Raw genomic sequence first — 25410 nt, forward strand, 5'->3', positions numbered from 1 at the left:
CCCGGTGACCGGCTCGTTCGGCGCCGGGCAGCGTCCGCGCCACGCTCCCGGTCCTCCGGAGCCGTGCCGGACGGCGTCCGCGCCGCACTCGCGAGCCCTCCGGACCCGTGCGGGACGGCCTCCGCGCCGAGTCGGGGACGGGCAGGCGTTCAGCGCGCCGCGCCGACGACCGGCCGCTGGGCCGAGGCGGACGCCTCACGCTCGCCCGTGGTGGGCGACAGCGCGACGAAGGCCGAGGTCAGGAAGAGGTACGACCCGAGGCCGACGGCGAGGGGGAAGATGAACTGCATCGCCGTGGCGCCGGGCAGGGCCGCGTCGGAAGGCGTCACCCGCACCTCGACCGCGAACATGCCGGTGTAGTGCATGCTGCTGACCGCCAGGCCCATCACGAGGGAGGCGACGGTGACGGCGACGGGTGAGCTGATGTTGAGCGCCGCCCACAGCGCCGCGGTCGCCGCGACGACCGCGATCACCACGGAGAGCGCGACCAGGGCGGGGTCGTAGCGCACATCCCCGTGGAGCCGGACCGCGGCCATGCCGAGGTAGTGCATGCTCGCGACGCCGAGCCCGGTGGTCAGCCCGCCGAGCAGCAGCGCGCGGTTCCGGTCCCGGCTGTAGCCGACGGCGAACACACCGGCGCAGACGACGACCATGGCGACGGCGAGACTGAGGATGGTCAGCGGCACGTCGTAGCGGATGTCGGTGCCGCTGACGCCGAAACCGAGCATGGCCACGAAGTGCATGGTCCAGATGCCGGTGCCGATGGCGGAGGCGGCGGTGATCAGCCAGTTGCGGCGGACGCGGCCGGTGGTGGCGAGCGCGCGGACGGTGCAGCGCAGTCCGAGCGCGGCGCCTATGCAGGCCATCGCGTACGACAGCGCGGGGGTGAGCCAACCGAAGGTGGCGTGGTCCAGGTGTCCCATGGCCAAGGGACGCTAGTCCGGACAGGGCCGCACAAAGGGAGCGCGTTTCGATAACTGGTGGAATATGACACAGCTATGTACCCGTTCGATCACGTCACGTTCGAACGTGTGCGCACAGTCGTCGTCCCTGTCGGTGAGAGATCATGCGGGCATGAGCGACGACCGTACGCATGTGCAGGAGTTCTTCACCGCCCGCGCGGCCGACTGGGACAGCAAGTTCCCGGACGACGGGCCCGCCTACGCCGCCGCGGCTGCCGCGCTCGGTCTGCGCGAGGGGGGCCGGGTTCTGGACGCCGGATGTGGCACCGGCCGCGCCCTGACGCCGCTGCGTGCCGCCGTGGGCGCCTCCGGGCTGGTCCTCGGGGCGGATCTGACCCCGGCGATGCTGGCCGCCGCCGTACGGGCCGGACGGCACCGCGACGGCCGTCTGCTGCTCACCGACGTCTCCGCGCTGCCGCTGCGCACGGAGTCCCTCGACGCCGTCTTCGCGGCCGGACTGATCGCCCATCTGCCGAACCCGGCGGACAACCTGCGGGAGTTGCACCGCGTCGTCCGGCCCGGCGGTCGGCTCGCCCTCTTCCATCCCATCGGCCGCGCCGCCCTCGCGGCCCGCCAGGGCCGCCGGATCACCCCGGACGACCTGCGCGCGGAACCCAACCTCCGCCCGCTGCTGGCCGCCTCGGGCTGGCGCATGACCTCGTACGTGGACGAGGACGCCCAGTTCCTGGTGCTGGCCCAGCGGGACGGCTGACCCCGGCCACGCGTCGGCGCACCGGGAGTCGGCCGTCGGATTCGCTCTCGGCGCGGTGAGCGCTTCGGCCGCCTGACCATCGACCATCTGGCCCGCGCCCCAGGTGCTTCGGGGCTACGGAGGGTTCCCGCAGGGTGATCCGTCCGGGAGATCCCGTCGTCACGGCGGTCGTCAAGTGGGCTGCGGCTTCCCGCCGTTAAGTTCGTTAAGAGCGGGTGAGCACTGCGCCAGGGACGGAAGGGTCACCTGGTGGGCCCTCGGAGTCGCCTGGCCGGTCATGTCGTTCGGGGTGGTCGATTCGCCCGGTCCAGCCCGATCGTCCCAGCTCCGCGCGGTCGGGAAGTCGTGACAAGGTGCCGCCGGTCGCACTAGGGTGCGCGCGATTGGACGAACCTGGGGAGGCTGGCATGTCCGGGACGGGCGAGAACGCCGTCGCCGCCGAGGACGACGCACTCTATGTGCTCACCGCGGTGCTGCTGACGCCCGCGCAGTTCCCGAGCGTGCTCGGCGACGACTACCCCGCGGCCTGTACGGCGCTCGGGCTCGCACCCCTCGCCGACGGATACGGGCTGGTGCTCGGCCAGGACGGCGAAGGTGCCCGCTGGACCGTGGCGACCGACGACGTCTCACTGGTGGCCGTGGCCGTCGCCGCCTGGGACTGCGGTATGGAGTACGACCTGTCGCCGGACGAGCGGTCGGTCGTGGCCGCGCTGCCGGGCTGGCCGCTCGCGGTGGCCGTGGCCGCCCCCGGGGTGCCCGCGCCGCACGATCCCGCCCCCGAGATCGCCGGTGGCCCCGCCCTGACGCCGCCGGACACCTCGGTGTGGGGTCCCGCTCAGCGACGTCTCGGCGCCGACGAGATCGCACTGCACTGGAGCGTGTGGCGCGAGCAGATCGACGACGCCGACTTCGCCCAGGGCGCCGCCGGGTCCGGAGCCACCACGCCGGGCGGGACGGGCACGCCGGACGAGGCAGGCAAGGCAGGCCCTGCCGACGAGGCGAGCGGCACGACGACCCCCGGCCCGCACGGCGGTCCGGACGCCGGGCGGCCGAAGACCACGGACCCGGCACAGGCAGCGCCCATGACCGCCACGGCAACCGGGACTCCCGGGACGGTCGAAGCACCCGCGGCGTCCCGGCCCCTCACCTCCGACGCGGCCACCTCCGCCGAACCCCGGGCGGCGGCGACCGCGACGGCGACGAGTGCCCCGCCGACCACCGGGCACAGCGGCATACGCCGGGTGCTCGCCGAGGCCCGCGCCTATGTGGACTCCCCGCCGCCCCTGGGCCGGGTCCGCTCCTCCTTCGCCCCGGGCGACGCCCGCACCCTGCGCGCGGACGGTCCCGGCTGGTCGCTGGTGGCCCGCACCGACGACATCGCCTTCGTGCTGCTGGACGAGGAGCCCGGTGAGGTACTGCCCGTGGGCCGCGGCCGGGAACTGCCCGGTCTGCTGGCGGCGCTGGACAGGATGGCCGTACGTCCCAGCTGACGGGGCCGGGGCCGCGCGGCGGCGGGATGTCGGCCCGGCGGTCGGTTCAGCCCGTGGCCGGGCCCCGGCTCAGCGGCCGATCTCCTTGCGAGTGACCCGGCGCAGCCTGCGGCGCTGCGCGGGGTCGAGCGTGAGATACGCGGCGGCCGGTACTCCGAGCACGATCAGCAGCGCCGCCCACCAGGGCAGCCATATCAGCAGGATGATGCCGACCGCCACACCACCGGCGGCGATCTTGGCGTTCTTCGACATGGTGTCGCCTCCTCCGCGGCCCTTGCCGCTCTCTGTTCTGAAAACGGGCCCGCGCTCCCCGCGGTTCCGGACGGCTACCCTGATACGTCCCTGACTCATACCCCTGAGCCGTCCCTGACTGTTCCGGGACCTTTCTGGGGCTGTTCTGGCCGACGCCCCTCCATCAGCGCCTCCGTGACCCGGATCACTGCGCGGTCATGCCAGGAAGCCCCCTTCGATCCTGTACCCTCGGCGACTCCGACGCCACGTAGTCAAATTTGAGGAGCATGGCAGAGCTGTGCAGAGCACGCCGATGGCCACCCCGCCCGAGACCGACGAACTGATCCGCTGCTGCTCCCTGTTCCTTCCCGGTGATCCGGCCCGCGCGGGCACGGTCGCGTTCTGGCACGCCGACGGCGGTGATCCGCCCCTGGTCGGTGCCGGATCGGCCGGGGAACTGACCGTCGTCGTCCCCACGCCCATCGGTGTGGCCGCCGCCGAGGTGCCCGCGGTGCTGCTGCCGGTGCGTGCCGCGCTGCCCGTCCTCACCCGGGCCCGGACCGACCCGGCCGCCCACCGGTCCACCGCGTTCTGGGGCGCGGCCTCCGTGCTGGCGCTGCACCTCACCGCGCGGGGCCTGCTGCTGCCCGGCCTGTCCGCCGAAGACCTGGACGCCTGGCGGGCGGGTCCGCTGCGCGCCGAGGACGCCGAGCGGGTCCGCGCGCTGGCGGCTGCCATGCCGCCCGAGGCACACGCCGTACCGCTGCCCGGCGCCGCTGCCCCGTTGCGGCTGCCCGCGCCGGAACGGCTGCTGCGCGCCTTCCTGGACGCCGTCGCCGACACCCTGCCGCGCTCGCCCGCGGCGACCCTCGTCACCGGAGGCCCGGCCTACGCGGTGCCGCAGCCGCAGCACGTTCCCGGTCACCGCGCGTGGGCCGACGACGTGGCCGCCGGTCATGACGCGGGGGTACGGATCTCGCTGCGGATCGAGGTCGGGACGCCGCCCTGGGAGCCGGAGGGCGGCACCGTGGACAGCGGGGCGGGACCGCGGTTCCGCGCGGTGCCGCAGGTGCACGGTGTCGGTGACCCCACGCTGCTCGCGGACGCCGCCGCCGTATGGGCGGGCGGGGAGGACACGGTCGGGTTCGGTGCGCGCGCCCGGATGGATGTCCTCGTGGCGCTGCGCCGCGCCGCGCGGGCCTGGCCCGCGCTGACCCCGCTGTTGTCGGCCGCCACACCGGACGCGATGGAACTCGCCGACGACGAGGTCGGGGAACTGCTCGGTGAGGGCTCCCGCGCCCTGGCCGCCGCGGGGGTAGAGGTGCACTGGCCCAGGGAGCTGGCCCGGGAACTGACCACCCGCGCGGTGGTCGGCCCGCCCGACGGCGAGGGGCCCGGCCGGGCGGCGTCCGGCACGCCGTCGTTCCTGTCCACCGACGCGCTGCTCGCCTTCAACTGGCGGTTCGCGCTGGGCGGCCAGGAGTTGACGCGCGAGGAACTGGACCGGCTCGCGGAGGCCGGGCGGCCAATGGTGCGGCTGCGCGACCAGTGGGTGCTGGTCGACCCGGAGGCGGTACGGCGGGCCCGCGCCCGGCAGGACGGCAAGATCTCTCCCGTCGCCGCGCTGAGCGCCGCCCTGACGGGCTCAGCGGAGGTGGACGGGCGGCCGGTGGACGTACAGCCCACGGGCTGGCTGGCGGCCCTGCGGGAGCGCCTCACCGACCCCGAGGGCCAGGAGCCGGTGGAGCAGCCCGCCGCGCTGGCCGCCACGCTGCGGGACTACCAGCGGCGCGGGCTGGACTGGCTGGCGCGGATGACGTCCCTGGGGCTGGGCTGCTGTCTGGCCGACGACATGGGCCTCGGTAAGACGATCACGCTGATCGCCCTGCATCTGCACCGGCAGTCCGATCCGGCGTCCGCGGGCGCCACCCTGGTGGTCTGTCCGACGTCCCTGATGAGCAACTGGCAGCGGGAGATCGAGAGGTTCGCGCCCGGGACGCCGGTGCGCCGCTTCCACGGTCCCCGGCGCGATCTGGCCGACCTCGCGGACGGCGAGTTCGTGCTCACGACGTACGGCACGATGCGGCTGGACGCGGCACGGCTCGCCGAGGTGCCGTGGGGGCTGGTCGTCACGGACGAGGCGCAGCACGTGAAGAACCCGTACGCGGCGACCGCGCGGGAGCTGCGCTCCATCGGATCGCGCGCAAGGGTGGCGCTCACCGGCACTCCGGTCGAGAACAACCTGTCGGAGCTGTGGGCGATCCTGGACTGGACGACACCGGGTCTGCTGGGGCGGCTCGGCACCTTCCGCACCCGGTACGCGCAGGCCGTCGAGGGCGGCCGGGACCCGGTGGCCGCGGAGCGGCTGGCCCGGCTGGTGGGCCCGTTCCTGCTGCGCCGCCGCAAGGGCGATCCAGGGATCGCGCCCGAGCTGCCGCCGAAGACGGAGACGGACCGCGCGGTGTCGCTCACCACGGAGCAGACGGGCCTGTACGAGGCCGTGGTGCGCGAGACGCTGGAGCGGATCGCCGCCGCCGACGACATGGCGCGGCGCGGGCTGATCGTGAAGCTGCTGACCGGTCTGAAGCAGATCTGCAACCATCCGGCCCAGTACCTCAAGGAGGAACAGCCGGTCATCGGGGGGCGGTCCGGGAAGCTGGAGCTGCTGGACGAGCTGCTCGGCACGATCCTGGCCGAGGGCGCGAGCGTGCTGGTCTTCACCCAGTACGTCGCCATGGCGCGGATCATCGAGCGGCATCTCGCGGCGCGTGGGGTGGCGTCGCAGTTCCTGCACGGCGGGACGTCGGTGGCCGCGCGGGAGGCCATGGTGCGGCGGTTCCAGGACGGTGCGGTGCCGGTGTTCCTGCTGTCGCTGAAGGCTGCCGGTACGGGCCTCAACCTCACCCGCGCGGAACATGTCGTGCACTACGACCGCTGGTGGAACCCCGCCGTGGAGGCGCAGGCCACCGACCGCGCGTACCGCATCGGGCAGACCCGGCCGGTGCAGGTGCACCGGTTGATCGCCGAGGGCACGGTCGAGGACCGTATCGCCGGGCTGCTGGAGCGCAAGAAGGAGCTGGCGGAGGCGGTGCTCGGTGGCGGTGAGGGGGCGTTCACGGAGCTGACGGACGCGCAACTGGCGGACCTGGTGGAGCTGCGAGGGGGTACCCGATGACCGGATACGACACGTTCGGCGGGGACGCCGACGAGCGGACGTTCTCACCGCTCCCGCCCGCGCACGGGCGCGGCTTCGCGCAGACCTGGTGGGGTCATACGTGGCTCAGGGCGCTGGAGGGCGGGGCGCTGGACAACGGACAGATCAAGTCGGGCCGTCGGCTGGCCCGCGCGGGCGCGGTCGGCGCGGTCTCGGTGCGGCCCGGCCGGATCACGGCCGTGGTCCAGGACCGCGACGGGACGCGGCACCGCGCGGACGTGCTCCTGGAACAGCTCTCCGACGGACAGTGGGACCGGTTCCTGGACATGGCCGTGGAGCGGGCCGGGCATGTGGCGGCGCTGCTGGACCACGACATGCCGCCCGATCTGGTCGAGGACGCGGCGACGGCCGGTGTGGAACTGCTGCCGGGGCTCGGCGAGCTGGAGCCGGAGTGCGACTGCGGCGCCTGGGACCACTGCGGGCACACGGCGGCGCTCTGCTACCAGCTGGCGCGGCTGCTGGACGAGGACCCCTTCGTCCTGCTGCTGATGCGGGGACGCCCCGAACGGGCCCTTCTGGAGGCACTCCAGGAGCGCAGCGCGGCTCCTGCCGTGGCGGCGCCGGAGCCGGAGGGGGTGGACGCCTCCGAGGCGTACGCGGCGGGTGAGGCGCTGCCGCCGCTGCCCGACCCGCCGGACCTGCCCGGCGCGCCCGGCACGCCGCCGTCGCTGGACACCGACACGCCGCCGCCGTCCGGTGTGGACGCGGACGCGCTGGAGTTCCTCGCCGCGCGGGTCGCCGCCGAGGCGCACCGGCTGCTGGCGGAGGCGCTGCGGGCCGCCGACGGCGGTGCCGATGTCCTGGAGCTGACGGTGGCCCAGGACGCCGTGCGCCTCGCCGTGGATGCCGGGCCGGACATGCGGGAGCGGCTGGCGGCCGGGTCGGGGCGCGGTCCCGGGGAGCTGGAACGGGCGGTTCTGGCGTGGCGGTACGGCGGGGCGCCCGCCTTGGCGGTGTGCGAGGAGCGGTGGGACGTGGACGGGGAGACCGCGGCTCGTGCGCGTGCCGCGATCGACTCGGCCTGGGACGAGGACGAACGGCCCGTGCTGCGGACCGAGGCGAACCATTGGACGGTCGTCGGTGAGCCCGCCCAGGTCCGGTGGGGCCGGGACGGCCGCTGGTGGCCGTACCGCGCGGAGGGCGGCCACTGGGTGCCGGCCGGACCGGCCTCCAGGGACCCGGCCGCGGCGCTGGCGACGGCGCGTCCGGTGCCGGAGGAGGACGGCGGCTGAGGCCCGACGAGGCGTCAGGGGCGGGGCGCGACGCGAGGTGCCCTGCCCCGCCGCGAGCCGCCCTGAAGCGTGCCGAACCTCCAGCCGCCCTGGGGGGCCGCGCGGGTCGGCTCGCGGAGGCGGTCCATGGCGCCTCCCCCGCACCCGCGCGGCCGAGTCCACAGCAAGGGCGTCGGTCCGACGAGCGGTCGACGCCCGCCGTTCACGCGTCCGTGATCCGGCGTTCCGCCGCAGGAGATCGAATCTGGCCGCTGTCAGAAATTTGATCCCCTGGAGGACCAGATGTCCCCGCACTCCGCCGGTCGGCGCCGCGTTCGCCGTTCCGTCGCCACCGGTCTCCCGCTGGCCGTTCTGGCCTCCCTCGCGGCGGCCTACCCCGCGTCCGCCGGTCCCCACCACCAGCGGGAGCCCGAGGTCGTGCGCACGGCGACGCTCGGCGAGATCCCGCTGGGCACGTTCAGCAACGGACTGCTGCCGGGCACCGTCGCCGACGACCGCGGGGTGGACCTCGGCGGCATCGGCAGCGACATCTACCCCGCGGGCCGCAAGGACGAGTTCTGGACCGTCACGGACCGTGGCCCCAACGGGCAGATCAAGGTGGACGGCGCCAAGCGCCGCACGTTCCCGGTGGCCGGATTCGACCCGGCGATCGTGAAGATCAAGGTGACCGGCGAGACCGTCAAGGTGCTGGACGCGATCCCGATCACCACCCGTTCCGGCAAGGCAGTCACGGGTCTGTCCAACCAGGCGAGCCGCGACGAGGCGCCGTACGACTTCAACGCGCGGCAGCCGCTGGCGTTCAACCCGAACGGGCTGGACACCGAGGGCATAGTGCGCGCGTCGGACGGCGGTTTCTGGCTGGTCGACGAGTACGGTCCGTCGCTCGTGCGCGTCTCCTCCACGGGCAAGGTGCTCACGCGGTACGTGCCGAAGGGGCTGAACCTCGAGGGCGCGGACTATCCGGTGGTCGAGGCGCTGCCGTCGATCCTGCTCAACCGGAAGATCAACCGGGGCTTCGAGGGGCTCGCCCTGATGCCCGGCGGTGACCTGGTGATGGCCGTGCAGAGCCCGCTGTCGCTGCCGGACCAGGACGCCGGTGAGGAGTCGCTGACCACCCGGCTGCTGCGCTTCTCGCCGAAGAAGAGGGCCGTCACCGCCGAGTACGCCTACCGCTTCGACCCGGTGGGCGTCGTCGACCCGGGCGAGGACGACACGTCCGAGCTGAAGATCTCCTCGGTGGTCGCGATCGGCCGCGAGGAACTGCTGGTGGAGGAGCGCACCGACAAGGCGGCTCGGGTGCACCGGGTGCGTCTGGAGCGCTCCTCGGACATCCTGGGCGACCGCTGGGACGACGCGGCGACCTCGCCGTCCCTGGAGGAGCTGGACGACCCGTCCGCGGCGGGCGTGCCGGTGCTCGGCAAGAGGCTGGTGGCCGACTTCGGCACGGTCGAGGGGGTGCCCGGCAAGATCGAAGGCATCGCGCTCGTGGACGACCGGACCCTCGCCCTGATCAACGACAACGACTTCGGCATGACGGACGGCACCGGGGCGTTCGACGCGCAGGGCCGGCTCGTGGACAGCGGGATCGAGACGCAGGTGACGTACGTGCGGCTGCCGCGCGGCATCTGATCCCGGCCTGGCGGTTCGTGCCCGGAGGGACGGGCGGGCGCGTGTCCCGCGCGGGCCGATCTCCCGGCCACACCGCGCGGGGCGCCTGTCACGCCCCGCGCGGTGCCGTGTCCGCGGACGCCCTTCCTCGGCCGTGCTCCCGTCGCCGCTCTCCGTCCTCTCAGGGCCGGTCGCTGAACTCGAACGACGGGAGGCCGGACGGGAAGAAGGATTCGAGCCCGCTGGGCAGGTTCGTGGGGAAGCCGCTCGGAAACGCGCTGGGGAAGTCGCTCGGGAGGTCGCTTGGCCAGCCGCTCGGGAAGTCGCTGGGCAGGTCGCTGGGGAACCCGGAGGGCTGGGGCGGCACGCCGCTGGGCAGACCCGTCGGAAGGTCCGGCAGGAGGTCGGAGGGCTCCTGGGACGCCCCGCCGGACGCCTCGCCGGAGCCGCCCGCCGGGGGCCCGGGATCGGACGGGCCGTCACCGTCGTTGGCCATGACCACGATCACCACGACGGCCGCGATGGTCACCAGCACCGCGAGGGCCAAGGACAGCGGACCACGGCCCCTGGGGCGGCCTCCAGGCCCGCCGAAGTCGTCGGACGGTGGACCGCCGAAGCCGCCCGAGGGCGGTGTGTCACGCGGCGGCTCGGGCGGCTGAGGCGGTACTGGTGGCGTGGCCATGCCGTCCAGGATCGCCGTCGGCGAATCACCGGGCGCCTCCCGCGCGGGGGTTGCTACGGACCTGTGAAGGTCGGCGGCGGTGCGGCCGTGCGGGTCGAGAACGGCCTGTCTGCTCCGTCCCTGGAGTGGACGCCACCGTGCCGGACACGGCGGTGGCGGGTGTGGCCGTGACAGGTGAAGGAGACCGGTGTGACGCTCTTGCGGATGGACAACGTCCTTGTCGTCGTCGAGGACCTCGACGCGGTGATCGCGTTCTTCGTGGAACTGGGGATGGAGCTGGAGGGCAGGGCGCCTCTTGAGGGCCGGTGGGCGGAGCGGGTCATCGGCCTCCACGATGTCCGGCAGGAGGTGGCCACGCTGCGGGTGCCGGGCGGTTCCGGCCGGATCGAGCTGGCGCGGTTCCAGCGGCCGAGAGCCGTCCGCTCCAAGCCCGCGGACCCTCCGGCGAACACGCTGGGCCTGCGCCGGGTCATGTTCGCCGTCGACGACCTCCAGGACGTCGTCACCCGGCTGCGGGCCCACGGCGCGGACCTCGTCGGCACCGTCGAGCAGTACGAGAATCTCTACCGGCTCTGCTACGTCCGGGGCCCCGAGGGCATTGTCGTCGGCCTGGCCGAACGGATCGGCTGAGGGCAGCCCGACGCCACGGAAGAGACCGGGCGTGTCGGGCTCCTCGCCGGAGCGGGGACACGCGCGAGCCGCGCCACCGGGCCGCCGCCCGCGCGTGCGCCCCCTTCGCCCGGGGCGGGTGCTCAGTCCCGCGCGCCCAGCAGATGGTCCATGGCCAGCTGGTCGAGGTGCTCGAAGGCCATCCCCCGCGCGGCGGCGGCCTCCACGTCGAAGTCCTCGAACGCGGTGCGGTCGGCCAGCAGCGCCTGGAGGCCGTCCTCGGCCGTGGGACGGGCCAGTTCGTCCAGCCGGGAGTCCTTCAGGGCCTGCTGGACGTCCGGATCGGCACGGAAGGCGGCGGCGCGCTCCTTGAGGATGAGGTAGTTGCGCATACAGCCGGCGGCCGACGCCCAGACGCCGTCCAGGTCCTCGGTCCGCGGCGGCTTGAAGTCGAAGTGGCGCGGACCCTCGTAGCCGGCCGTCTCCAGCAGGTCGACCAGCCAGAACGCGGCGCGCAGATCACCGGCGCCGAAACGCAGGTCCTGGTCGTACTTGATGCCGTTCTGGCCGTTGAGGTCGAGGTGGAAGAGCTTGCCCGACCACAGGGCCTGGGCGATGCCGTGCGGGTAGTTGAGCCCGGCCATCTGCTCGTGTCCGACCTCCGGGTTCACGCCGTACAGCTCCGGGCGCTCCAGGCGCTCGATGAAGGCGAGGGCATGGCCGACGGTGGGCAGGAGGATGTCGCCGCGCGGCTCGTTCGGCTTGGGCTCGATGGCGAAGCGCAGGTCGTAGCCCTGGTCGGTGACGTACGCGCCGAGGAGGTCGAACGCCTCCTTCATCCGGTCGAGGGCGGCCCGGACGTCCTTGGCCGCGCCGGATTCGGCGCCTTCCCGGCCGCCCCAGGCGACGTAGATCTTCGCGCCGAGTTCGGCGGCCAGATCGATGTTGCGGATGGTCTTGCGGAGCGCGTAGCGGCGTACGTCGCGGTCGTTGGCGGTGAAGCCGCCGTCCTTGAAGACGGGGTGGGTGAACAGGTTGGTGGTGGCCATGGGGACGGTCATGCCGGTGGCGTCGAGGGCCTGCCGGAAGCGCTTGATGTGGGACTCGCGCTCGGCCTCGGACGCGCCGAACGGGATCAGGTCGTCGTCGTGGAACGTCACCCCGTGCGCCCCCAGCCCGGCCAGGCGGCGGACGGTCTCGGCCGGGTCGAGCGCCGCGCGGGTGGCGTCGCCGAATGGGTCCCTTCCCTGCCAGCCGACGGTCCACAGGCCGAAGGTGAACCTGTCCTCGGGGGTGGGCTGGTAGTTCATGCCGCGGCTCCCTTGCTCGCTGTCATGGTCCTGGCGCCGTACCGGTGGATGGTGTCCGGCGCCGGGCCGGTACGCGGCGGCTGCCCGCACCGGCGTGCGTACCCGGGTACGCGTGGTCGCCGACCGCTATTTCGTCATGGCGCTTTACAAATTAGTATGCCGTCGCGTTCCTGGGAAGAGAGACAGGTGTCCCGGGGCCGGGAAACAGGTCGCTGCCGGGCGGCCGACCGGGAGAGCCGGTCGTGTGGCGCGGCACGCGACCCGCCGACGTCAGAGCGCGCCGTACAGCCGGGTAAGGGCCGTACGCGCCGTACCAGAGGGAGAGCCCATGTCAGCAGCCGATGGTCCGCTCGTCGTCGGCGTGGACACATCCACCCAGTCGACGAAGGCGCTGGTGGTGGACGCGGCGACCGGCCAGGTCGTGGCGAGCGGGCAGGCCCCGCACGACGTGAGCGCGGGAGCGGGCCGCGAGAGTGATCCGCGGCAGTGGTGGGACGCGCTGGGCGAGGCGCTGCGCCAGTGCGGGGACGCCGCGCGGGAGGCGTCCGCGGTGTCGATCGGCGGTCAGCAGCACGGGCTGGTCACGCTGGACGCCGCCGGGGAGCCGGTCCGACCCGCGCTGCTGTGGAACGACGTGCGGTCGGCGCCCCAGGCCCGGCGGCTGACCGAGGAACTGGGCGGCGCGAAGTTCTGGGCCGAGCGCACCGGGTCGGTGCCCACCGCGTCCTTCACGGTCACCAAGTGGGCCTGGCTCACCGAGCACGAACCGGAGGCGGCCCGCGCGGTGCGGGCCGTACGCCTGCCCCACGACTACCTCACCGAGCGCCTCACCGGCGTGGGCACCACGGACCGCGGGGACGCCTCCGGCACCGGGTGGTGGGCGTCGGCGACCGAGTCGTACGACGAGGAGATCCTCACCCATGTGGGGCTGGACCCCGCGCTGCTCCCCCGGGTAGCCCGGCCCGGCGAGGTCGTCGGCACCGTCCGCGACGGCCATGGGCTGCCGTTCGCCAGGGGCACCCTGGTCGCGCCGGGGACCGGCGACAACGCTGCGGCGGCGCTGGGACTGGGACTGCGGCCCGGCACGGCGGTGCTCAGCCTCGGCACGTCGGGCACCGTGTACGGCGTGTCGCAGCACCGTCCCACGGACCCGACCGGGACGGTGGCCGGCTTCGCCGACGCTCGGGGCGACTGGCTGCCGCTGGCCTGCACGCTGAACTGCACCCTCGCCGTCGACCGGGTGGCCGCCCTGCTGGGCCGGGACCGCGAGGCGGTCGAACCGGGCACGTCCGTGACCTTGCTGCCGTACCTGGACGGCGAGCGCACCCCCGATCTCCCGAACGCCTCGGGGCTGCTGCACGGTCTGCGCCACGACACCACCGGGGGCCAGCTCCTCCAGGCCGCCTACGACGGGGCCGTGCACGCCCTGCTGGGCGCCCTGGACCTGGTCCTGGAGCGGGACGCGGACCCGTCCGCGCCGCTGCTGCTGATCGGCGGCGGGGCCCGCGGGAGGGCCTGGCAGCAGACCGTACGGCGGCTGTCGGGACGCCCGGTGCAGGTGCCGGACGCGAAGGAACTCGTCGCCCTCGGCGCGGCGGCCCAGGCGGCCGGTGTGCTCACCGGCGAGGACCCGGCGGCGGTCGCCCGGCGCTGGAACACCGCGCGGGGACCGGTCCTGGAGGCCGTCCCGCGCGACGAGGCGACGCTGACCAGGATCTCCGGGGTACTCTCCGACGCGGCGCCGCTGCTGGAGCGGCGTCCGGAGAGCGGCTGACCGGGGCGCGGGCGGCTCCCGCACACCCGGGGTGGGGACCCGGCGTCCGAACGAACCACCGGACACGCCGCCGACAGGCCGCCGGACCGCCCCCAGGAGACGTCCGGCGGGGCACCTGGCCCGCCCTACGGGCGCCGCTCCGACCGGGCGTCCGTCAAGGACATCGGCCGGGCAGAGGAGGACGGCGTACGGATGGCGACCTGGCGTCGTCGTCGAGAAACCCGCCCGCGCGTGTGCGCGGGCGGCCGGAGCCAGCAAGGACTGACGAAGGCATGACCGCACCGCTGCACGAGGCACACTCAGCCGGTCCCGGACGCGCCCTGCCGGACACCCAGCAGGGCATGCGGCGGCGCAATCTCGCGCGGGTGATGCACACCGTGCGCGCGGAGGGCCCGCTCTCGCGTGCCGCGGTCGCCTCCCGCATCGGGCTGACCCGCGCGGCGGTCTCCACGCTGGTCGACGAACTCGTCCGCGCCGGACTGCTCGACGAGCTGGGCCCCGAGCGCCCCGGGCGGGTCGGCCGCCCCGGCTCGGCGCTGGCCGTCAGCGGACGCGGGCCCGCCGGTATCGGCGCGGAGATCGGCGTCGACCACCTCGCGGTCTGTGCCGTGGACCTGCGCGGCCGGGTGCGCGCGCGGGCCGTACGCCAGGGCACCAACCGCGGGCGTGCGCCGGAGCCCGTGGCCGGGGAACTCACCGAACTGCTCCACCGGGTCGTCGCCGACGCGGAGCGCGAGGGGCTGTGGGCGGCGGGGCTCGCCGTGGCCGTACCGGGTCTGGTCGCCGGGGACGCCCGTACGGTCGTCCGCGCGCCGAACCTGGACTGGCGCGACACCGACCTGGCCGCCCTGTTCCCGCAGGAGCTGCCGCCCGTCGTCGACAACGAGGCGAACTTCGGCGGCCTGGCCGAACTCTGGCTCGGCGACGACACCCCGCGCGACTTCCTCCATGTCTCCGCGGAGATCGGCATCGGCGCGGCCGTGGTCGTGGACGGCCGGCTGCTGCGCGGCACACGGGGGTTCGCCGGTGAGCTGGGCCATGTGCCGGTACGGCCCGACGGACCGGCGTGCGCCTGCGGCGGGCGGGGCTGTCTGGAGCAGTACGCGGGCGAGGAGGCGGTGCTGCGCGCCGCGGGTCTCGAACCCGGCGAGAGCCGTGTGGAGTTGCTCGCCGAGCGGGCCGAACGCGGCGACGCCTATGTGCGCCGGGCGCTGCGCGAGGCGGGCCAGGCCCTCGGCATCGCCCTGACCGGCGCGGTCAACCTCCTCGATCCCGGGAGCGTGGTCCTGGGGGGCGCCCTGGCGGCCCTGGCCCCGTGGCTGCTGCCGGCGCTCCGCGAGGAGCTGGAGGGACGCACGGCGGGCCGGGCCTGCCCGGTCACGGTGTCGCGGCTGGGCTCGCAGGGTCCACTGCTGGGGGCGGCGCACTCGGTGGTACGCGGGGTGCTGGACGATCCGGGAGCGGTGGCGGGGCGGGCGTAGCCGCGGTGAGGGGAGATCTGGGCGTCGGAGCATCTGGTCCGGCCGTCCGGCCCGGCCTCCCAACCGTCTGACCCAGCCGCCCCCGTCTGCTCCGGCCACTCGACCGACAGGTTCGACCGCCGGTGGACCGCTCCCCCGGTCCTGGCGGGAAGCCTTCCCATTCCCCGGCAGCCCGCTCACCGAGCCCCCGCGATCCGCAGCCGACCGTCACCGAGCCCCCGCGCATTCCTTCCGCCGCGCCGCAGGCACGCACGCAGACACGCAGACACGCAGACACGCAGACACGCACGCACCAGAAGCGGAACCCCGGCAACCGTCAACCCCTCCCCACTCGTCACCCCTTCAGGTGACCGAGTTATCCACAACCCACCGCCTGTCCACGGATCTCAAGCCGTCCCGCCACTCGCCCACCAGGCCATCTACCGTGAATCGCACGCGGCGCGCACCGGCCCGGTACGCGACCGAACCGCCCTGGCCACGACCCGCCTGACCACGCCACGACCCGGCCGACCCGGGCCGCAAGCACGAGGAGCAGCGCAGTGACGAGCAACCGGCGACATCCCGCCGTACGACCCGAGCCCCATCCTCCGCCGACCCCCGACCCCGGCCCCGGCCGGCCGCGCAGCCGTCGGCATCTCCTCAAGGGCGCCGCCCTCGCCGCTGTCCCCTATGCCCTGTTGCCCGCCCCGCGAGCCGGTGCGCTCGCCCAGGCGCCCGACTACCCGCCCGGCGAGTGGCAGCCCGCGCATCCCGCCCACTCCACCCCGGCCGACCGTCCCACGGACCACCCCGTCGACTTCGTGGTCATCCACGTGGCCCAGGCGAGCTATGCCACCACGCTCTCCGTCTTCCAGCGCCCGGACAAGGCCGTCTCCGCCCACTACGTGGTCCGCTCCCACGACGGTCATGTGGCCCAGTGCGTCCGCGAGTCCGACATCGGCTGGCACGCGGGGAACTGGGAGTACAACACCCGCAGCATCGGCATCGAGCACGAGGGCTGGGTGGACCGCCCGGCCTACTTCACGGACACCATGTACGACAGCTCCGCGCGTCTGACGGCCGCCATATGCACCCGGTACGCGATCCCCCGGGACCGTGCCCACGTCATCGCCCACTACGAGATACCGGGCACGGACCACACGGACCCGGGACGGCTGTGGGACTGGGAGCGCTACATGAGACTGGTCCAGCGCTACTAGGGGGTGTCGGATGGATCTCCGTGGCGTCGCGACGCCCGGCACGCACTCTCGCCGCACCGGACAAAAGCCCTAGTAGCTCCGCTACGAGCCCCGGCCGCCCCCGGTTTCCGGTCCGTTCGTGCGCGGGCGACGCGTCGGCATACCGGTGGCCACGGCCGTCTGCTTCACTCCCTCTGATTCCCAGGACAGTTGACGGGACCTCAGGGGGTTCGATGACACGTCGGCGGCGATCCACGGTGTGCGGCAGAGCGGTCTTCGCGGTGGTCACGGCGTTCGGTGCCCTGGTCGGCACGGTCGTGGTGGGAGCGGCACCGGCCAGTGCACGGCCGAGCACGGTCACCGCGGTCGCCCCCGGTGTCACCTACGAGTCCCGGGACCTACAGGTCGCCAAGGGTCCCACCCGGGTCCATCTCCTCAGCGTCGACCTGCGCGCGCCCGGTGTCCGGCTCGGGCTGCTGTACCCGGGGAAGGTCGCCTCGCGGGCCGCGGTGTCGGTGATGGCGGACGGACAGGGGGCCGTCGCCGGGGTCAACGGGGACTTCTTCAACATCAGTGAGACCCAGCATCCGGGGGTCGAGGCGACGGGAGCGAGTGTCGGGCCCGCGATCGCGGACGGGAAGGTGCTCAAGAGCGCGGTGCCGGACGGGCAGCGGTTCGGGCCCGCGCTGCCGCCCGGCACCGGGACCGAGGACGTGCTCACGGTCGGCTGGGACCGGCGGGCGCGGCTGGAGCGGCTGACGCTGAAGGGGTGGGCCGGCGGCGGCAGGGACAGGATGGCGCTCGGCGGGCTCAACCAGTACGCCCTGCCCGTCGGTTCCATCGGGGCGTTCACGGCGGACTGGGGCAGCGCGTCGCGGGTGCGGGCGACCTGCGGCACGGACAGCGACCGGGGTGCGCCCTGCACCACCGACACCTACGAGGTGACGGTGCGCGGCGGACGTGTGGTGAGCACCGCCGAGCGGCCCGGCGGCGGGGCCATCGCCGCCGGGAGCACCGTGCTGGTGGGCCGGGAGGCGGGCGCGCGCCGGCTGCGGGCGTACGAGGTGGGCGAGCGGCTGCGGGTCGGGCACCGGCTGGTGGCCACGGGGCGCCGGCAGCCCTACCGGCTGGCCGTCGGCGGGTATCCGGTGCTGCGGGACGGCCGGCCGCTGCCCGGGCTCGACGACCGGACGGCGGCGGTGCGGACGGGCGCCGGGATCGCGGACGGCGGACGGCGGCTGCTCCTGTTCGCCGTGGACGGGTCGCCCGGGTACGCGGGGCTGACCATCGCCGAGGTCGCCGGGCTGCTGCGGCAGTGGGGGGCCGTACAGGGGTTCAGCCTGGACGGTGGGGGGTCCTCCACACTGGTCGCCCGGGACGCGGGGAGCGCCTCGGTGACCGTGCGGAACCATCCGAGCGGTGGGGCGGAGCGGGCCGTTCCCAATGGGATCGGGGTCTTCTCGGCCACGGCATCCGCATCGGCGGGCTAGGTTTCGCCCCGTCCACCGCCCCGGGCGCCAGGCGTCGGGCGCAGAACGTCGGGGGCGCAGGACGTCTGGGGCGCAGGGCGTCAGGGGCGCAGGCTGCTCACGATGTCCGCCGTGGCCGTCATCCCGCTGTAGATGGTCGGCGCGACGCTCGTCCCCGCGAGGGAGAAGCCGAGCAGCGCGCAGACCACCGCGTGGGTGAGCTTGAGGCCCCCGTTGCGCAGGAAGACCGCGGCGAGGATCAGCAGCAGCAGCGTCGCAGAGATGGAAATGGCCATGGTGAACCTCCTCCGCCACGTCCCGTTCGCGGCGTTCGGCCGCAAGTGTGGCGTAGCGGAGGGTTCGTCCGTGCGGCTGGCCTGTCCGCCGAACGTGTGGTGTTGCCCGGGGCCCTCCCGGGTCAGCGCCGGGCGTCGAGGAACGCCTCCAGGCCCAGCAGGTCGTCGGTGTTGATGAAGTCGACGTCCGCGGCGAGCAGTTCGGTCCAGAGGGCGTCCCGCGCGGGACCCGCCAGGTCGGGGGTCGCCCAGAAGCGGATCTGCTGGCCGCGCGCGTGCGCCGCGCCGGTGATCGCGTGCAGCTTCCGCCGTTCGGCGGCGGGGAACGCGCCGACGCCCCGCCAGGTGAAGTGCAGCGTCCAGTTGTCGCTGATGAGCGGGACGAAGGAGGCGGGGGCCGACGTGCCGAGGTCGGCCAGCCGGCCGTCGTAGAAGGCGCGGCGGCTGGTCTGGGCCTCCATCGGGCCCCGGGCCGCGCGGTCGCCGGAGATCACGGCGGTGACGGGGCCGGGCCGCACCCGGCCGTCCCGGTAGGTGGTGAAGAGGTTCTTGTAGCGCTGGAGGTGACGGTCGAGTTCGCGGTACGTCGAGGCGCCCTCCGTCTTGATGTCGACAAGCAGTTGGAGGGAGCCTCGGTGACCCCGGTACACGGACCCCTTGTTGGCCTTGACGCGCGCGGCGAGCGTGTCCAGGTAGAGGGACTCAAGAGTGCGGGCCGGGTCGAGGTCCTCGGGGTCGTGGGCCACGAGGAGCTGGTCGCCGACGAGGTAGATGTCCGCCTCGACACTGCCGAAGCGATGGTCGAGCGCGTCGAGCAGGGGACGGGGGTGTTCGTAGTCGTTGTGGGCGTGGGCCCGCCACAGGGGACGCGGGCCGCGGTGCTTGTTCTCGCCCGCGAGCGCGGTCGCGCCGGGCAGGGCGACCGTGCCCGCGAGGGCGGCGCCGAGGGTCGTGAGGGCTCTGCGACGAGTGGTGAGGGCCATGCGCTGCCTCCCTGGTGGGCCGGACGGAACCGCAAGGAGTATGCGGTTCCGGGGCCGCCAAGGGGCAGAGCCGGGCGGCGAGTTGGCCGGACCGCCGCCGGACGTTCACTTCATCCGCGCGGCGCACACCGGGCGGTCCGCCCCTGGTGGGACGGGCGTCGCCCGCGCGTCGCCCCGACTTCCGCGGAACGTACCCTCGTGAAGATCGGCGGACGGACACCGCTGGAAACGCCCGGGACTCCGGGCCCCGGGGGTCCTGGGGTCCTGGGGTCCAGAGGTCCAGAGGTCCTGGGGTCCAGAGGTCCAGGGGTCCGGGGGTCCAGGGGTCCAGACCCCAGCACCGGCTGCGCCGCGTGCCCTCGGCGATCCCGACGCCCCGAGTCTTCGACGCCCCCCACGTCGCGAGCGCCCGGCGCTCCCGACGCCGCAAACCCCCGGCGCTCCGGACACCCCAAACCCAGTGCGCTCCCGACGACCGACCACTCCCGCACTCCACGCCAGCCCACGCCAGCCCACACCCACCGCAAACCAGCGCACCCGACGCGACACCGACGCCGCCGACGCACACCTGCACCGCCGCCTCAGACGCGGGACGTCGCCGAGCACGGAATCGGCACCCCGGGCGGCGACCCGCACCCCCCAAGCCCCTCAGCCCCACACCACCACCTAGCCCCCAAGCCCCGCATCACCACATCGCCCGCAAACCCCTCAACCCCGCACCACCACCTCGCCCCCACCCCCCGGCCCCACAAGATCCGCCAACCCGCCCACCCACTCCCGATGCGCTCCCGCCGTCCCATAGGCGATCGAGTCCGCCTTGGCCCTCTTCAGATAGAGATGCACCGGATGCTCCCACGTCATCCCGATCCCCCCATGCAACTGAAGCGCCTCCTCGGTCGCCCGCACGGCGACCCCCGCCGCGTACGCCTGCGCCACGGCGACCGCGAGATCCGGTTCGACCCCCGTCGCCAACGCGTCCGCCGCTGCGCGTGCCGCGGCCCGCAGATGCGCGATCTCCAGCCACAGCTGCGCCAACCGGTGCTTGAGCGCCTGGAACCCTCCGACCGGACGGTTGAACTGCGTGCGCTCCTTCAGATACCGCACGGTCTCGGTCAGCGCCCAGTCCGCGACCCCCAGTTGCTCGGACGCCAGCAGCCCGGCCCCGGCTCGCAGCGCCCGTCGTACGGCGGGAGCGGCCTCGCCGAGCCGTCGCCCGGCCGCGCCGTCCAGCACCACGGTCGCCACCGGCCGCGTCAGGTCCAGCGACACCCGCGGTACGACGGTGACGTCCGCCGCGGCGACCGCGTAGAGGCCGCCGTCGTCCGCCGGGACCAGCAGCACATCGGCGGCCACCGCGTCGGCGACGCCGGTCAGTTCCCCGCGCAGGGTCCCGTTCTCGACGCGTACGGTCCGCAGGCCGGCGGTCGGCGCGGTGTGCAGGCCGACGCAGAGCACGCCCACCGAGGCCGCGGACGCCAGTTCCGCGAGGAGGTCGTCCGCCCCGCAGGCCAGCAGCGCCTCGGTCGCGACCACGGCACTGGTCAGATACGGCACGGGCGCCACGGCCCGCCCCAGTTCCTCCAGGACGACGGCGGCCTCCCGGTGCGAGGCGCCCTGGCCGCCCCGTTCCTCGGGGATCAGCAGGCCCGCGAGGCCCATCTCCCCGGCGAGGGTCTTCCAGAGGCGGGGGTCGTGGACCGGTCCGGCGGACTCGGCGCGGGCGAGCACGGACGCCGGGTCGCCGCGGTCGGCCAGCAGACCACGGACCGCCGCCCGCAGCGCGTCCTCCTCCTCGGAGTAGAGCAGATCGGTCATCGGGCGAGGTCCTTCCAGGCGACGTCCTTGTCGGTGCGGGGCTCGGCGGGCAGCCCGAGAACCCGCTCGGCGACGATGTTCAGCAGGATCTCGCTGGTGCCGCCCTCGATGCTGTTGCCCTTGGCGCGCAGATAGCGGTATCCGGCGTCGCGGCCGGTGAAGTCGACGAGTTCCGGGCGGCGCAGGGTCCAGTCGTCGTACAGGAGGCCCTCCTCGCCGCGGAGTTCCACCTCCAGACCGCTGATCTGCTGGTTGAGCCGGGCGAAGGCGAGTTTCATCCCGGCGCCCTCGGGGCCGGGCTGTCCGACGGCGAGTTGCTGGCGCAGCCGTTCCCCGGTGAGGCGGGCGACCTCGGCCTCCACCCACAGGGTCAGCAGCCGCTGGTGCAGTTCATGGGTGCGCAGTTCGGGGCGTTCGCGCCAGGTCCGGGCGACGGGGCCGATCATGCCGCCCTCGCGCGGCAGCCGCATCCCGCCGATGGCGACCCGTTCGTTGTTGAGGGTGGTCTGGGCGACCCGCCAGCCGTCGCCGACGGCGCCGAGCCGCCGTGTGTCGGGGATGCGGACGCCGGTCAGGAACACCTCGTTGAACTCGGCCTCCCCGGTGAGCTGCCGCAGCGGGCGGACCTCCACTCCCGGGTCGGTCATGTCGCAGAGGAAGTAGGTGATGCCCGCGTGCTTGGGCACGTCCGGGTCGGTGCGGGCGATGAGGATGGCCCAGCGGGCGAGATGCGCGCTGGACGTCCACACCTTCTGCCCGTTCACCACCCAGTCGTCGCCCTCACGGACGGCCCGGGTGCCGAGCGCGGCGAGGTCGGACCCGGCGCCCGGCTCGCTGAACAGCTGGCACCACACCTCCTCGCCCACCCACAACGGCCGCAGATAGCGCTGCCGCTGCTCGGGCGTGCCGTACTTCAGGATGGTCGGCGCGGCCATGCCGAGGCCGATGCCGATCCGCCGGGGATCGTTGTCGGGGGCGCCCGCGGCGGCGAGTTCGGCGTCCACCACGGCCTGGAGGGAGCGGGACAGACCGAGCCCGCCGAGCCCCTCCGGGAAGTGCACCCAGGCGAGCCCGGCGTCGAACCGGGCCCGCAGGAAGTCGAGCGGCGCGGTGGCGGCGGGCGGATACGCGGCCAGCAGCGCGGCGGTACGGCGCCGCAGCTCATCGGCACCGGCGGGCGACGCCCCTTCAGCACCGGCGGCGGGCGACGCCTCTTCAGCACCGGTCACCGTCGACACCCCGTCCGTACCCGCCGCAAAGGGCACTCTCTCGGCGGCAGTCTCCGAGGACCCCCCGCTGCTACTCCCCACGGCGACCCGTCCCTCCAAGTCGCTCATACGACGGCTCCCTTCTCCGGTACGACCACGATCCGCCCGGTCGTCGTCCCGTCGGCGACCCGCTGCACCGCGTCCGCCGCCGCGCCGAGCGGCACCCGCTCGCTCACCAGCGGCTTGACGGCTCCGCGCGCGGCCAGCTCGGTCAGCTCGTCGTGGCAGTGCCGGACCAGGGCCGGGTTCTTGGTGTTGTAGAGGCCCCAGTGCAGGCCGAGGATCGCGTAGTTCTTCACCAGTGCGTGGTTCAGCGCGGGCCGCGGTATCGAACCGCCCGCGAAGCCGACGACCACGATCCGGCCCTCGAAGGCGACGACCTTGGTGGACTGCTCGTACGCCGTCCCGCCCACCGGGTCGTAGATCACATCGGCGCCCCGGCCGCCCGTCGCCTCCTTGACGGCCGCTATCACGTCCTCCGTACGCCGGTCGATCACCACGTCGCAGCCCAGTTCCCGGGCGACGGCCGCCTTGGCGGCACCGCCGACGACCCCGACGACCCGCGCCCCGGCCGCCTTCCCGAGTTGGACGGCGGCGCTGCCGACCCCGCCCGCCGCGGCGTGCACGAGCAGGGTCTCGCCCTCGCGCAGCGCGGCCCGGCGGTGCAGCCCGAACCAGCCGGTCTGGTAGCCGATGTGCAGCGCGGCGGCCTCGGCGTCGTCCAGCGACTCCGGCGCGGGCAGCAGCGCGGCGGCCTCGGCGACGGCGTACTCGGCGAACCCGCCGTACGGCAGCACGGGGTTGGCGAGCATCCGGCGGCCGTCCTCGGTCTCCCCGCAGATCTCCAGGCCGGGGGTGAATGGCAGCGGCGGGCGCACCTGGTACTGGCCCCGGCACAGCAGCGCGTCCGGGAAGTTGACATCGGCGGCGCGCACCCGCAGCAGGACCTGACCCTCGCCCGGAGTGGGCGGCGCCACGTCGGTGCACCGCATCACCTCGCCGGGCTCACCGTTCTCGTGCACCTGCCATGCCTGCATGAGGGGCCTCCAGCGAAACTGCTCGGTCAACACCGGTTCACTCGACTGCACCGCATACTAAGCGGTCGCTTGCCCCAAGGGAACCACCTCCCCGGATCATCACCCGTCCGCGGATCATCACCCCCTCCCCAGCCGAACCGCTCCAGGAACACCCGCCGCGTCACTTCCGGCCATCGCCCCCGCCACCACTCGACGGCCGCCACTCCCCCGGCCATCACTCCCCGCCATCACCCCCGGCCGTCACTCCCCGCCATCAATCCCCCGCCCGCTTCGGCCGAGCCCGCACATGAATCCGCTCGCCCTGCGGCCCGAACAGACTCAGGAACTCCGCGGCCCCCTCCCCCGTAGACCCGAACCAGTGCGGCACCCGCGTGTCGAACTCCGCCGCCTCCCCCGCCGTGAGCACCACATCGTGCTCCCCCAGCACCAGCCGCACCCGCCCGGAGAGCACGTACAGCCATTCGTACCCCTCGTGGGTGCGCGGCTCGGGCTCGCCCGCGCGGGCCGGCAGCAGCACCTTGAACGCCTGGAGCCCGCCCGGCTGGCGGGTGAGCGGGATGTAGGTCCGCCCATGCCGGTGGATGGGCTCGGCCCGCACCCGGGGGTCGCCGACGGCGGGCGCTCCCACGAGTTCGTCCAGCGGCACCTGGTGGGCCTGCGCGATCGGCAGCAGCAGTTCCAGACTGGGTTTACGCAGCCCCGACTCCAGCCGGGACAGCGTGCTCACCGAGATGCCGGTCGCCTCGGACAGCGCGGACAGCGTCACCTCGCGCTCCTTGCGCATCTGCCGCAGCCGCGGTCCGACTCCGGCCAGGACTTCTTCCGTACTCATCCGGCCATTGCAGTTTCAGCAAAGAGATTTGTCAATACGGCACCGGACCGTGGACGGTCACTCATGGAGGTGGTCACCCATGACCGACACATTCGAGACACCCGCCGACCCCCGGACCGATCGGCCCGGCCCGCCCGACCTCGCCCGCCCCTACGAGGTGATCGTCGTCGGTGGCGGCGCGGCCGGTCTCTCCGCCGCCCTCGTCCTCGGCCGCGCCCGGCGCCGGACCCTGGTCGTGGACGCGGGCGAGCCGCGCAACGCCCCGTCCCCGCACATGCAGGGCTACCTCACCCGGGACGGGATGCCCCCGGCGGAGTTCCTGGCGCTCGGCCGCGCGGAGGTCGCCCACTACGACGACGTGGACCAGCTCAAGGACCGAGCCGTGGACATCACCCGGAACGACGGCCCCACCACCGGCACCCGCAACCACGGCGCCACCACCGGCACAGCGACCGCCACAGCAACCGGCTTCACCGTGACCCTGGAGAGCGGACGAACCGCCTCCGCCCGCCGCCTGATCATCACCACCGGCCTCAAGGACCAGCTCCCACCGCTGCCGGGACTCGCCGCACGGTTCGGCAAGGACGTACTGCACTGCCCGTACTGCCACGGCTGGGAGGTCCGCGACCGCGCGTTCGGCGTGCTGGCGACCAGCGCGCTCAGCGTGCACCAGGCGCTGATGGTCACCCAGTGGTCCCCGGACGTGACCTTCTTCCTGCACACCGTCGACGAGACCGAGCTGTCCGACCAGGATCTGCGGCGGCTCGCGGCGGCCGGGGTCAAGGTGGTGCCCGGCGAGGTGGCCGAGGTCCTCACGGCCGACGACGGGCCCACCGGCGTCCGGCTGACCGGGGTGAGGCTGGCCGACGGGACGGTCCACGACCGCGAGGTCCTGTTCACCGCGCCCCGCCCGGTCCCGCGGACCGGTCTCCTGGAGCGGCTCGGCGCCCGGCTGACCGAGACCCCCTTCGGCGCGTACGCCGAGGTCGACCCGACCGGTCTCACCTCGGTCCCCGGGGTGTACGCGGCGGGCAACGCCATGGGCTTCGGCGAACAGGTCCCGCACGCGGTCAGCGGCGGCTACCGGGCCGCCGCCGCGCTCAACGGAGAGCTGCTGATGACGGACCTGGACACAAAGATCACCACGTAACCCACACCCACCCACACCCACACCCACCCACACCCGCACCCGCCCCCTCGGGGACCGCCCGGCAAGAAATCCCCGCC

General features: G+C 74.0%; 21 protein-coding genes. 11 read left to right on the top strand and 10 right to left on the bottom strand.

Features of this window, described 5'->3' with window-relative positions:
* Window positions 1-149: 149 nt before the first annotated feature.
* Window positions 150-923, bottom strand: a complete 774-nt coding sequence (locus AB0D49_RS23895) for an MHYT domain-containing protein (protein ID WP_362760792.1) — start codon at window positions 921-923, stop codon at window positions 150-152.
* Between the two features lie 151 nt (window positions 924-1074).
* Here AB0D49_RS23895 and AB0D49_RS23900 point away from each other — a divergent pair, with 151 nt between their 5' ends.
* Both AB0D49_RS23900 and AB0D49_RS23905 read left to right on the top strand, forming a co-directional pair.
* Window positions 1075-1674: a methyltransferase domain-containing protein gene (locus tag AB0D49_RS23900; protein WP_362760794.1), complete on the top strand. Its 600-nt coding sequence runs from the start codon at window positions 1075-1077 to the stop codon at window positions 1672-1674.
* Between the two features lie 407 nt (window positions 1675-2081).
* Window positions 2082-3164 (top strand): hypothetical protein, encoded by a 1083-nt coding sequence (locus tag AB0D49_RS23905; RefSeq protein WP_362760796.1) that lies wholly within the window; start codon window positions 2082-2084, stop codon window positions 3162-3164.
* 69 nt (window positions 3165-3233) lie between these two features.
* Here the strand turns inward: AB0D49_RS23905 and AB0D49_RS23910 are convergent, their stop codons facing one another.
* Window positions 3234-3416 carry a hypothetical protein gene (locus tag AB0D49_RS23910; RefSeq protein WP_362760798.1) on the bottom strand — a complete coding sequence of 61 codons (183 nt, stop codon included), beginning with the start codon at window positions 3414-3416 and terminating at the stop codon, window positions 3234-3236.
* Between the two features lie 277 nt (window positions 3417-3693).
* Here AB0D49_RS23910 and AB0D49_RS23915 point away from each other — a divergent pair, with 277 nt between their 5' ends.
* The 3 genes from AB0D49_RS23915 (at window position 3694) to AB0D49_RS23925 (ending at window position 9470) form a co-directional block, all read left to right on the top strand.
* Window positions 3694-6570, top strand: coding sequence for an SNF2-related protein (locus tag AB0D49_RS23915; RefSeq protein ID WP_362760801.1), 2877 nt, complete (start codon window positions 3694-3696; stop codon window positions 6568-6570).
* Entirely contained in the window at window positions 6567-7841 is a 1275-nt protein-coding gene (locus AB0D49_RS23920; RefSeq protein ID WP_362760803.1) for an SWF or SNF family helicase, read from the top strand. Before AB0D49_RS23915 ends, AB0D49_RS23920 begins: the two co-directional genes overlap by 4 nt.
* A gap of 282 nt (window positions 7842-8123) precedes the next feature.
* Window positions 8124-9470, top strand: coding sequence for an esterase-like activity of phytase family protein (locus tag AB0D49_RS23925; RefSeq protein WP_362760805.1), 1347 nt, complete (start codon window positions 8124-8126; stop codon window positions 9468-9470).
* A gap of 160 nt (window positions 9471-9630) precedes the next feature.
* Here the strand turns inward: AB0D49_RS23925 and AB0D49_RS23930 are convergent, their stop codons facing one another.
* Window positions 9631-10131 carry a hypothetical protein gene (locus AB0D49_RS23930; protein WP_362760807.1) on the bottom strand — a complete coding sequence of 167 codons (501 nt, stop codon included), beginning with the start codon at window positions 10129-10131 and terminating at the stop codon, window positions 9631-9633.
* Between the two features lie 189 nt (window positions 10132-10320).
* Between AB0D49_RS23930 and AB0D49_RS23935 the strand changes: the two genes are divergently transcribed.
* A complete protein-coding gene (locus AB0D49_RS23935) occupies window positions 10321-10761 on the top strand; it encodes a VOC family protein (RefSeq protein ID WP_362760809.1) in 441 nt (146 codons plus the stop codon).
* A 122-nt stretch (window positions 10762-10883) separates the two neighbouring features.
* Here the strand turns inward: AB0D49_RS23935 and xylA are convergent, their stop codons facing one another.
* Window positions 10884-12050 carry a xylose isomerase gene (xylA, locus tag AB0D49_RS23940; RefSeq protein WP_362760811.1) on the bottom strand — a complete coding sequence of 389 codons (1167 nt, stop codon included), beginning with the start codon at window positions 12048-12050 and terminating at the stop codon, window positions 10884-10886.
* A gap of 328 nt (window positions 12051-12378) precedes the next feature.
* Here xylA and xylB point away from each other — a divergent pair, with 328 nt between their 5' ends.
* The 4 genes from xylB (at window position 12379) to AB0D49_RS23960 (ending at window position 17973) form a co-directional block, all read left to right on the top strand.
* Window positions 12379-13824 carry a xylulokinase gene (xylB, locus tag AB0D49_RS23945; RefSeq protein ID WP_362760813.1) on the top strand — a complete coding sequence of 482 codons (1446 nt, stop codon included), beginning with the start codon at window positions 12379-12381 and terminating at the stop codon, window positions 13822-13824.
* Window positions 13825-14096: 272 nt separating this feature from the next.
* Window positions 14097-15305 (top strand): ROK family transcriptional regulator, encoded by a 1209-nt coding sequence (locus AB0D49_RS23950; protein ID WP_362760815.1) that lies wholly within the window; start codon window positions 14097-14099, stop codon window positions 15303-15305.
* A 539-nt stretch (window positions 15306-15844) separates the two neighbouring features.
* Entirely contained in the window at window positions 15845-16504 is a 660-nt protein-coding gene (locus AB0D49_RS23955; RefSeq protein ID WP_362760816.1) for an N-acetylmuramoyl-L-alanine amidase, read from the top strand.
* A 212-nt stretch (window positions 16505-16716) separates the two neighbouring features.
* Complete coding sequence (locus AB0D49_RS23960; RefSeq protein WP_362760818.1) at window positions 16717-17973, top strand: phosphodiester glycosidase family protein; 1257 nt, start codon at window positions 16717-16719, stop codon at window positions 17971-17973.
* An 80-nt stretch (window positions 17974-18053) separates the two neighbouring features.
* Here the strand turns inward: AB0D49_RS23960 and AB0D49_RS23965 are convergent, their stop codons facing one another.
* From AB0D49_RS23965 to AB0D49_RS23990, 6 genes are all read right to left on the bottom strand, one after another.
* Window positions 18054-18248 (bottom strand): hypothetical protein, encoded by a 195-nt coding sequence (locus tag AB0D49_RS23965; protein ID WP_362760820.1) that lies wholly within the window; start codon window positions 18246-18248, stop codon window positions 18054-18056.
* Between the two features lie 122 nt (window positions 18249-18370).
* Window positions 18371-19231, bottom strand: coding sequence for a phosphatidylinositol-specific phospholipase C/glycerophosphodiester phosphodiesterase family protein (locus AB0D49_RS23970; protein WP_362760822.1), 861 nt, complete (start codon window positions 19229-19231; stop codon window positions 18371-18373).
* 708 nt (window positions 19232-19939) lie between these two features.
* Window positions 19940-21046, bottom strand: a complete 1107-nt coding sequence (locus AB0D49_RS23975) for an acyl-CoA dehydrogenase family protein (protein WP_362760824.1) — start codon at window positions 21044-21046, stop codon at window positions 19940-19942.
* Window positions 21043-22206 carry an acyl-CoA dehydrogenase family protein gene (locus AB0D49_RS23980; RefSeq protein ID WP_362760882.1) on the bottom strand — a complete coding sequence of 388 codons (1164 nt, stop codon included), beginning with the start codon at window positions 22204-22206 and terminating at the stop codon, window positions 21043-21045. The genes AB0D49_RS23975 and AB0D49_RS23980 overlap by 4 nt, the downstream gene beginning before the upstream one ends.
* 173 nt (window positions 22207-22379) lie before the next feature.
* Window positions 22380-23351, bottom strand: a complete 972-nt coding sequence (locus AB0D49_RS23985) for an NADPH:quinone oxidoreductase family protein (RefSeq protein ID WP_362760826.1) — start codon at window positions 23349-23351, stop codon at window positions 22380-22382.
* A gap of 253 nt (window positions 23352-23604) precedes the next feature.
* Window positions 23605-24183, bottom strand: coding sequence for an XRE family transcriptional regulator (locus tag AB0D49_RS23990; RefSeq protein ID WP_362760828.1), 579 nt, complete (start codon window positions 24181-24183; stop codon window positions 23605-23607).
* A gap of 79 nt (window positions 24184-24262) precedes the next feature.
* Between AB0D49_RS23990 and AB0D49_RS23995 the strand changes: the two genes are divergently transcribed.
* Window positions 24263-25333: an NAD(P)/FAD-dependent oxidoreductase gene (locus tag AB0D49_RS23995; protein ID WP_362760830.1), complete on the top strand. Its 1071-nt coding sequence runs from the start codon at window positions 24263-24265 to the stop codon at window positions 25331-25333.
* The last annotated feature ends 77 nt before the right edge of the window (window positions 25334-25410 follow it).

The sequence above is a fragment of the Streptomyces sp. NPDC048290 genome (assembly GCF_040652095.1).
Classification (GTDB): Bacteria; Actinomycetota; Actinomycetes; order Streptomycetales; family Streptomycetaceae; genus Streptomyces.

What these genes read in the sequence shown, in the direction of transcription:
- AB0D49_RS23895 (WP_362760792.1), bottom strand. Translation starts at nt 923, where the DNA reads ATGGGACACCTGGACCACGCCACCTTCGGTTGGCTCACCCCCGCGCTG.
- AB0D49_RS23900 (WP_362760794.1), top strand. Translation starts at nt 1,075, where the DNA reads ATGAGCGACGACCGTACGCATGTGCAGGAGTTCTTCACCGCCCGCGCG.
- AB0D49_RS23905 (WP_362760796.1), top strand. Translation starts at nt 2,082, where the DNA reads ATGTCCGGGACGGGCGAGAACGCCGTCGCCGCCGAGGACGACGCACTC.
- AB0D49_RS23910 (WP_362760798.1), bottom strand. Translation starts at nt 3,416, where the DNA reads ATGTCGAAGAACGCCAAGATCGCCGCCGGTGGTGTGGCGGTCGGCATC.
- AB0D49_RS23920 (WP_362760803.1), top strand. Translation starts at nt 6,567, where the DNA reads ATGACCGGATACGACACGTTCGGCGGGGACGCCGACGAGCGGACGTTC.
- AB0D49_RS23925 (WP_362760805.1), top strand. Translation starts at nt 8,124, where the DNA reads ATGTCCCCGCACTCCGCCGGTCGGCGCCGCGTTCGCCGTTCCGTCGCC.
- AB0D49_RS23930 (WP_362760807.1), bottom strand. Translation starts at nt 10,131, where the DNA reads ATGGCCACGCCACCAGTACCGCCTCAGCCGCCCGAGCCGCCGCGTGAC.
- xylA (WP_362760811.1), bottom strand. Translation starts at nt 12,050, where the DNA reads ATGAACTACCAGCCCACCCCCGAGGACAGGTTCACCTTCGGCCTGTGG.
- xylB (WP_362760813.1), top strand. Translation starts at nt 12,379, where the DNA reads ATGTCAGCAGCCGATGGTCCGCTCGTCGTCGGCGTGGACACATCCACC.
- AB0D49_RS23950 (WP_362760815.1), top strand. Translation starts at nt 14,097, where the DNA reads ATGACCGCACCGCTGCACGAGGCACACTCAGCCGGTCCCGGACGCGCC.
- AB0D49_RS23960 (WP_362760818.1), top strand. Translation starts at nt 16,717, where the DNA reads ATGACACGTCGGCGGCGATCCACGGTGTGCGGCAGAGCGGTCTTCGCG.
- AB0D49_RS23965 (WP_362760820.1), bottom strand. Translation starts at nt 18,248, where the DNA reads ATGGCCATTTCCATCTCTGCGACGCTGCTGCTGCTGATCCTCGCCGCG.
- AB0D49_RS23970 (WP_362760822.1), bottom strand. Translation starts at nt 19,231, where the DNA reads ATGGCCCTCACCACTCGTCGCAGAGCCCTCACGACCCTCGGCGCCGCC.
- AB0D49_RS23975 (WP_362760824.1), bottom strand. Translation starts at nt 21,046, where the DNA reads ATGACCGATCTGCTCTACTCCGAGGAGGAGGACGCGCTGCGGGCGGCG.
- AB0D49_RS23985 (WP_362760826.1), bottom strand. Translation starts at nt 23,351, where the DNA reads ATGCAGGCATGGCAGGTGCACGAGAACGGTGAGCCCGGCGAGGTGATG.
- AB0D49_RS23990 (WP_362760828.1), bottom strand. Translation starts at nt 24,183, where the DNA reads ATGAGTACGGAAGAAGTCCTGGCCGGAGTCGGACCGCGGCTGCGGCAG.
- AB0D49_RS23995 (WP_362760830.1), top strand. Translation starts at nt 24,263, where the DNA reads ATGACCGACACATTCGAGACACCCGCCGACCCCCGGACCGATCGGCCC.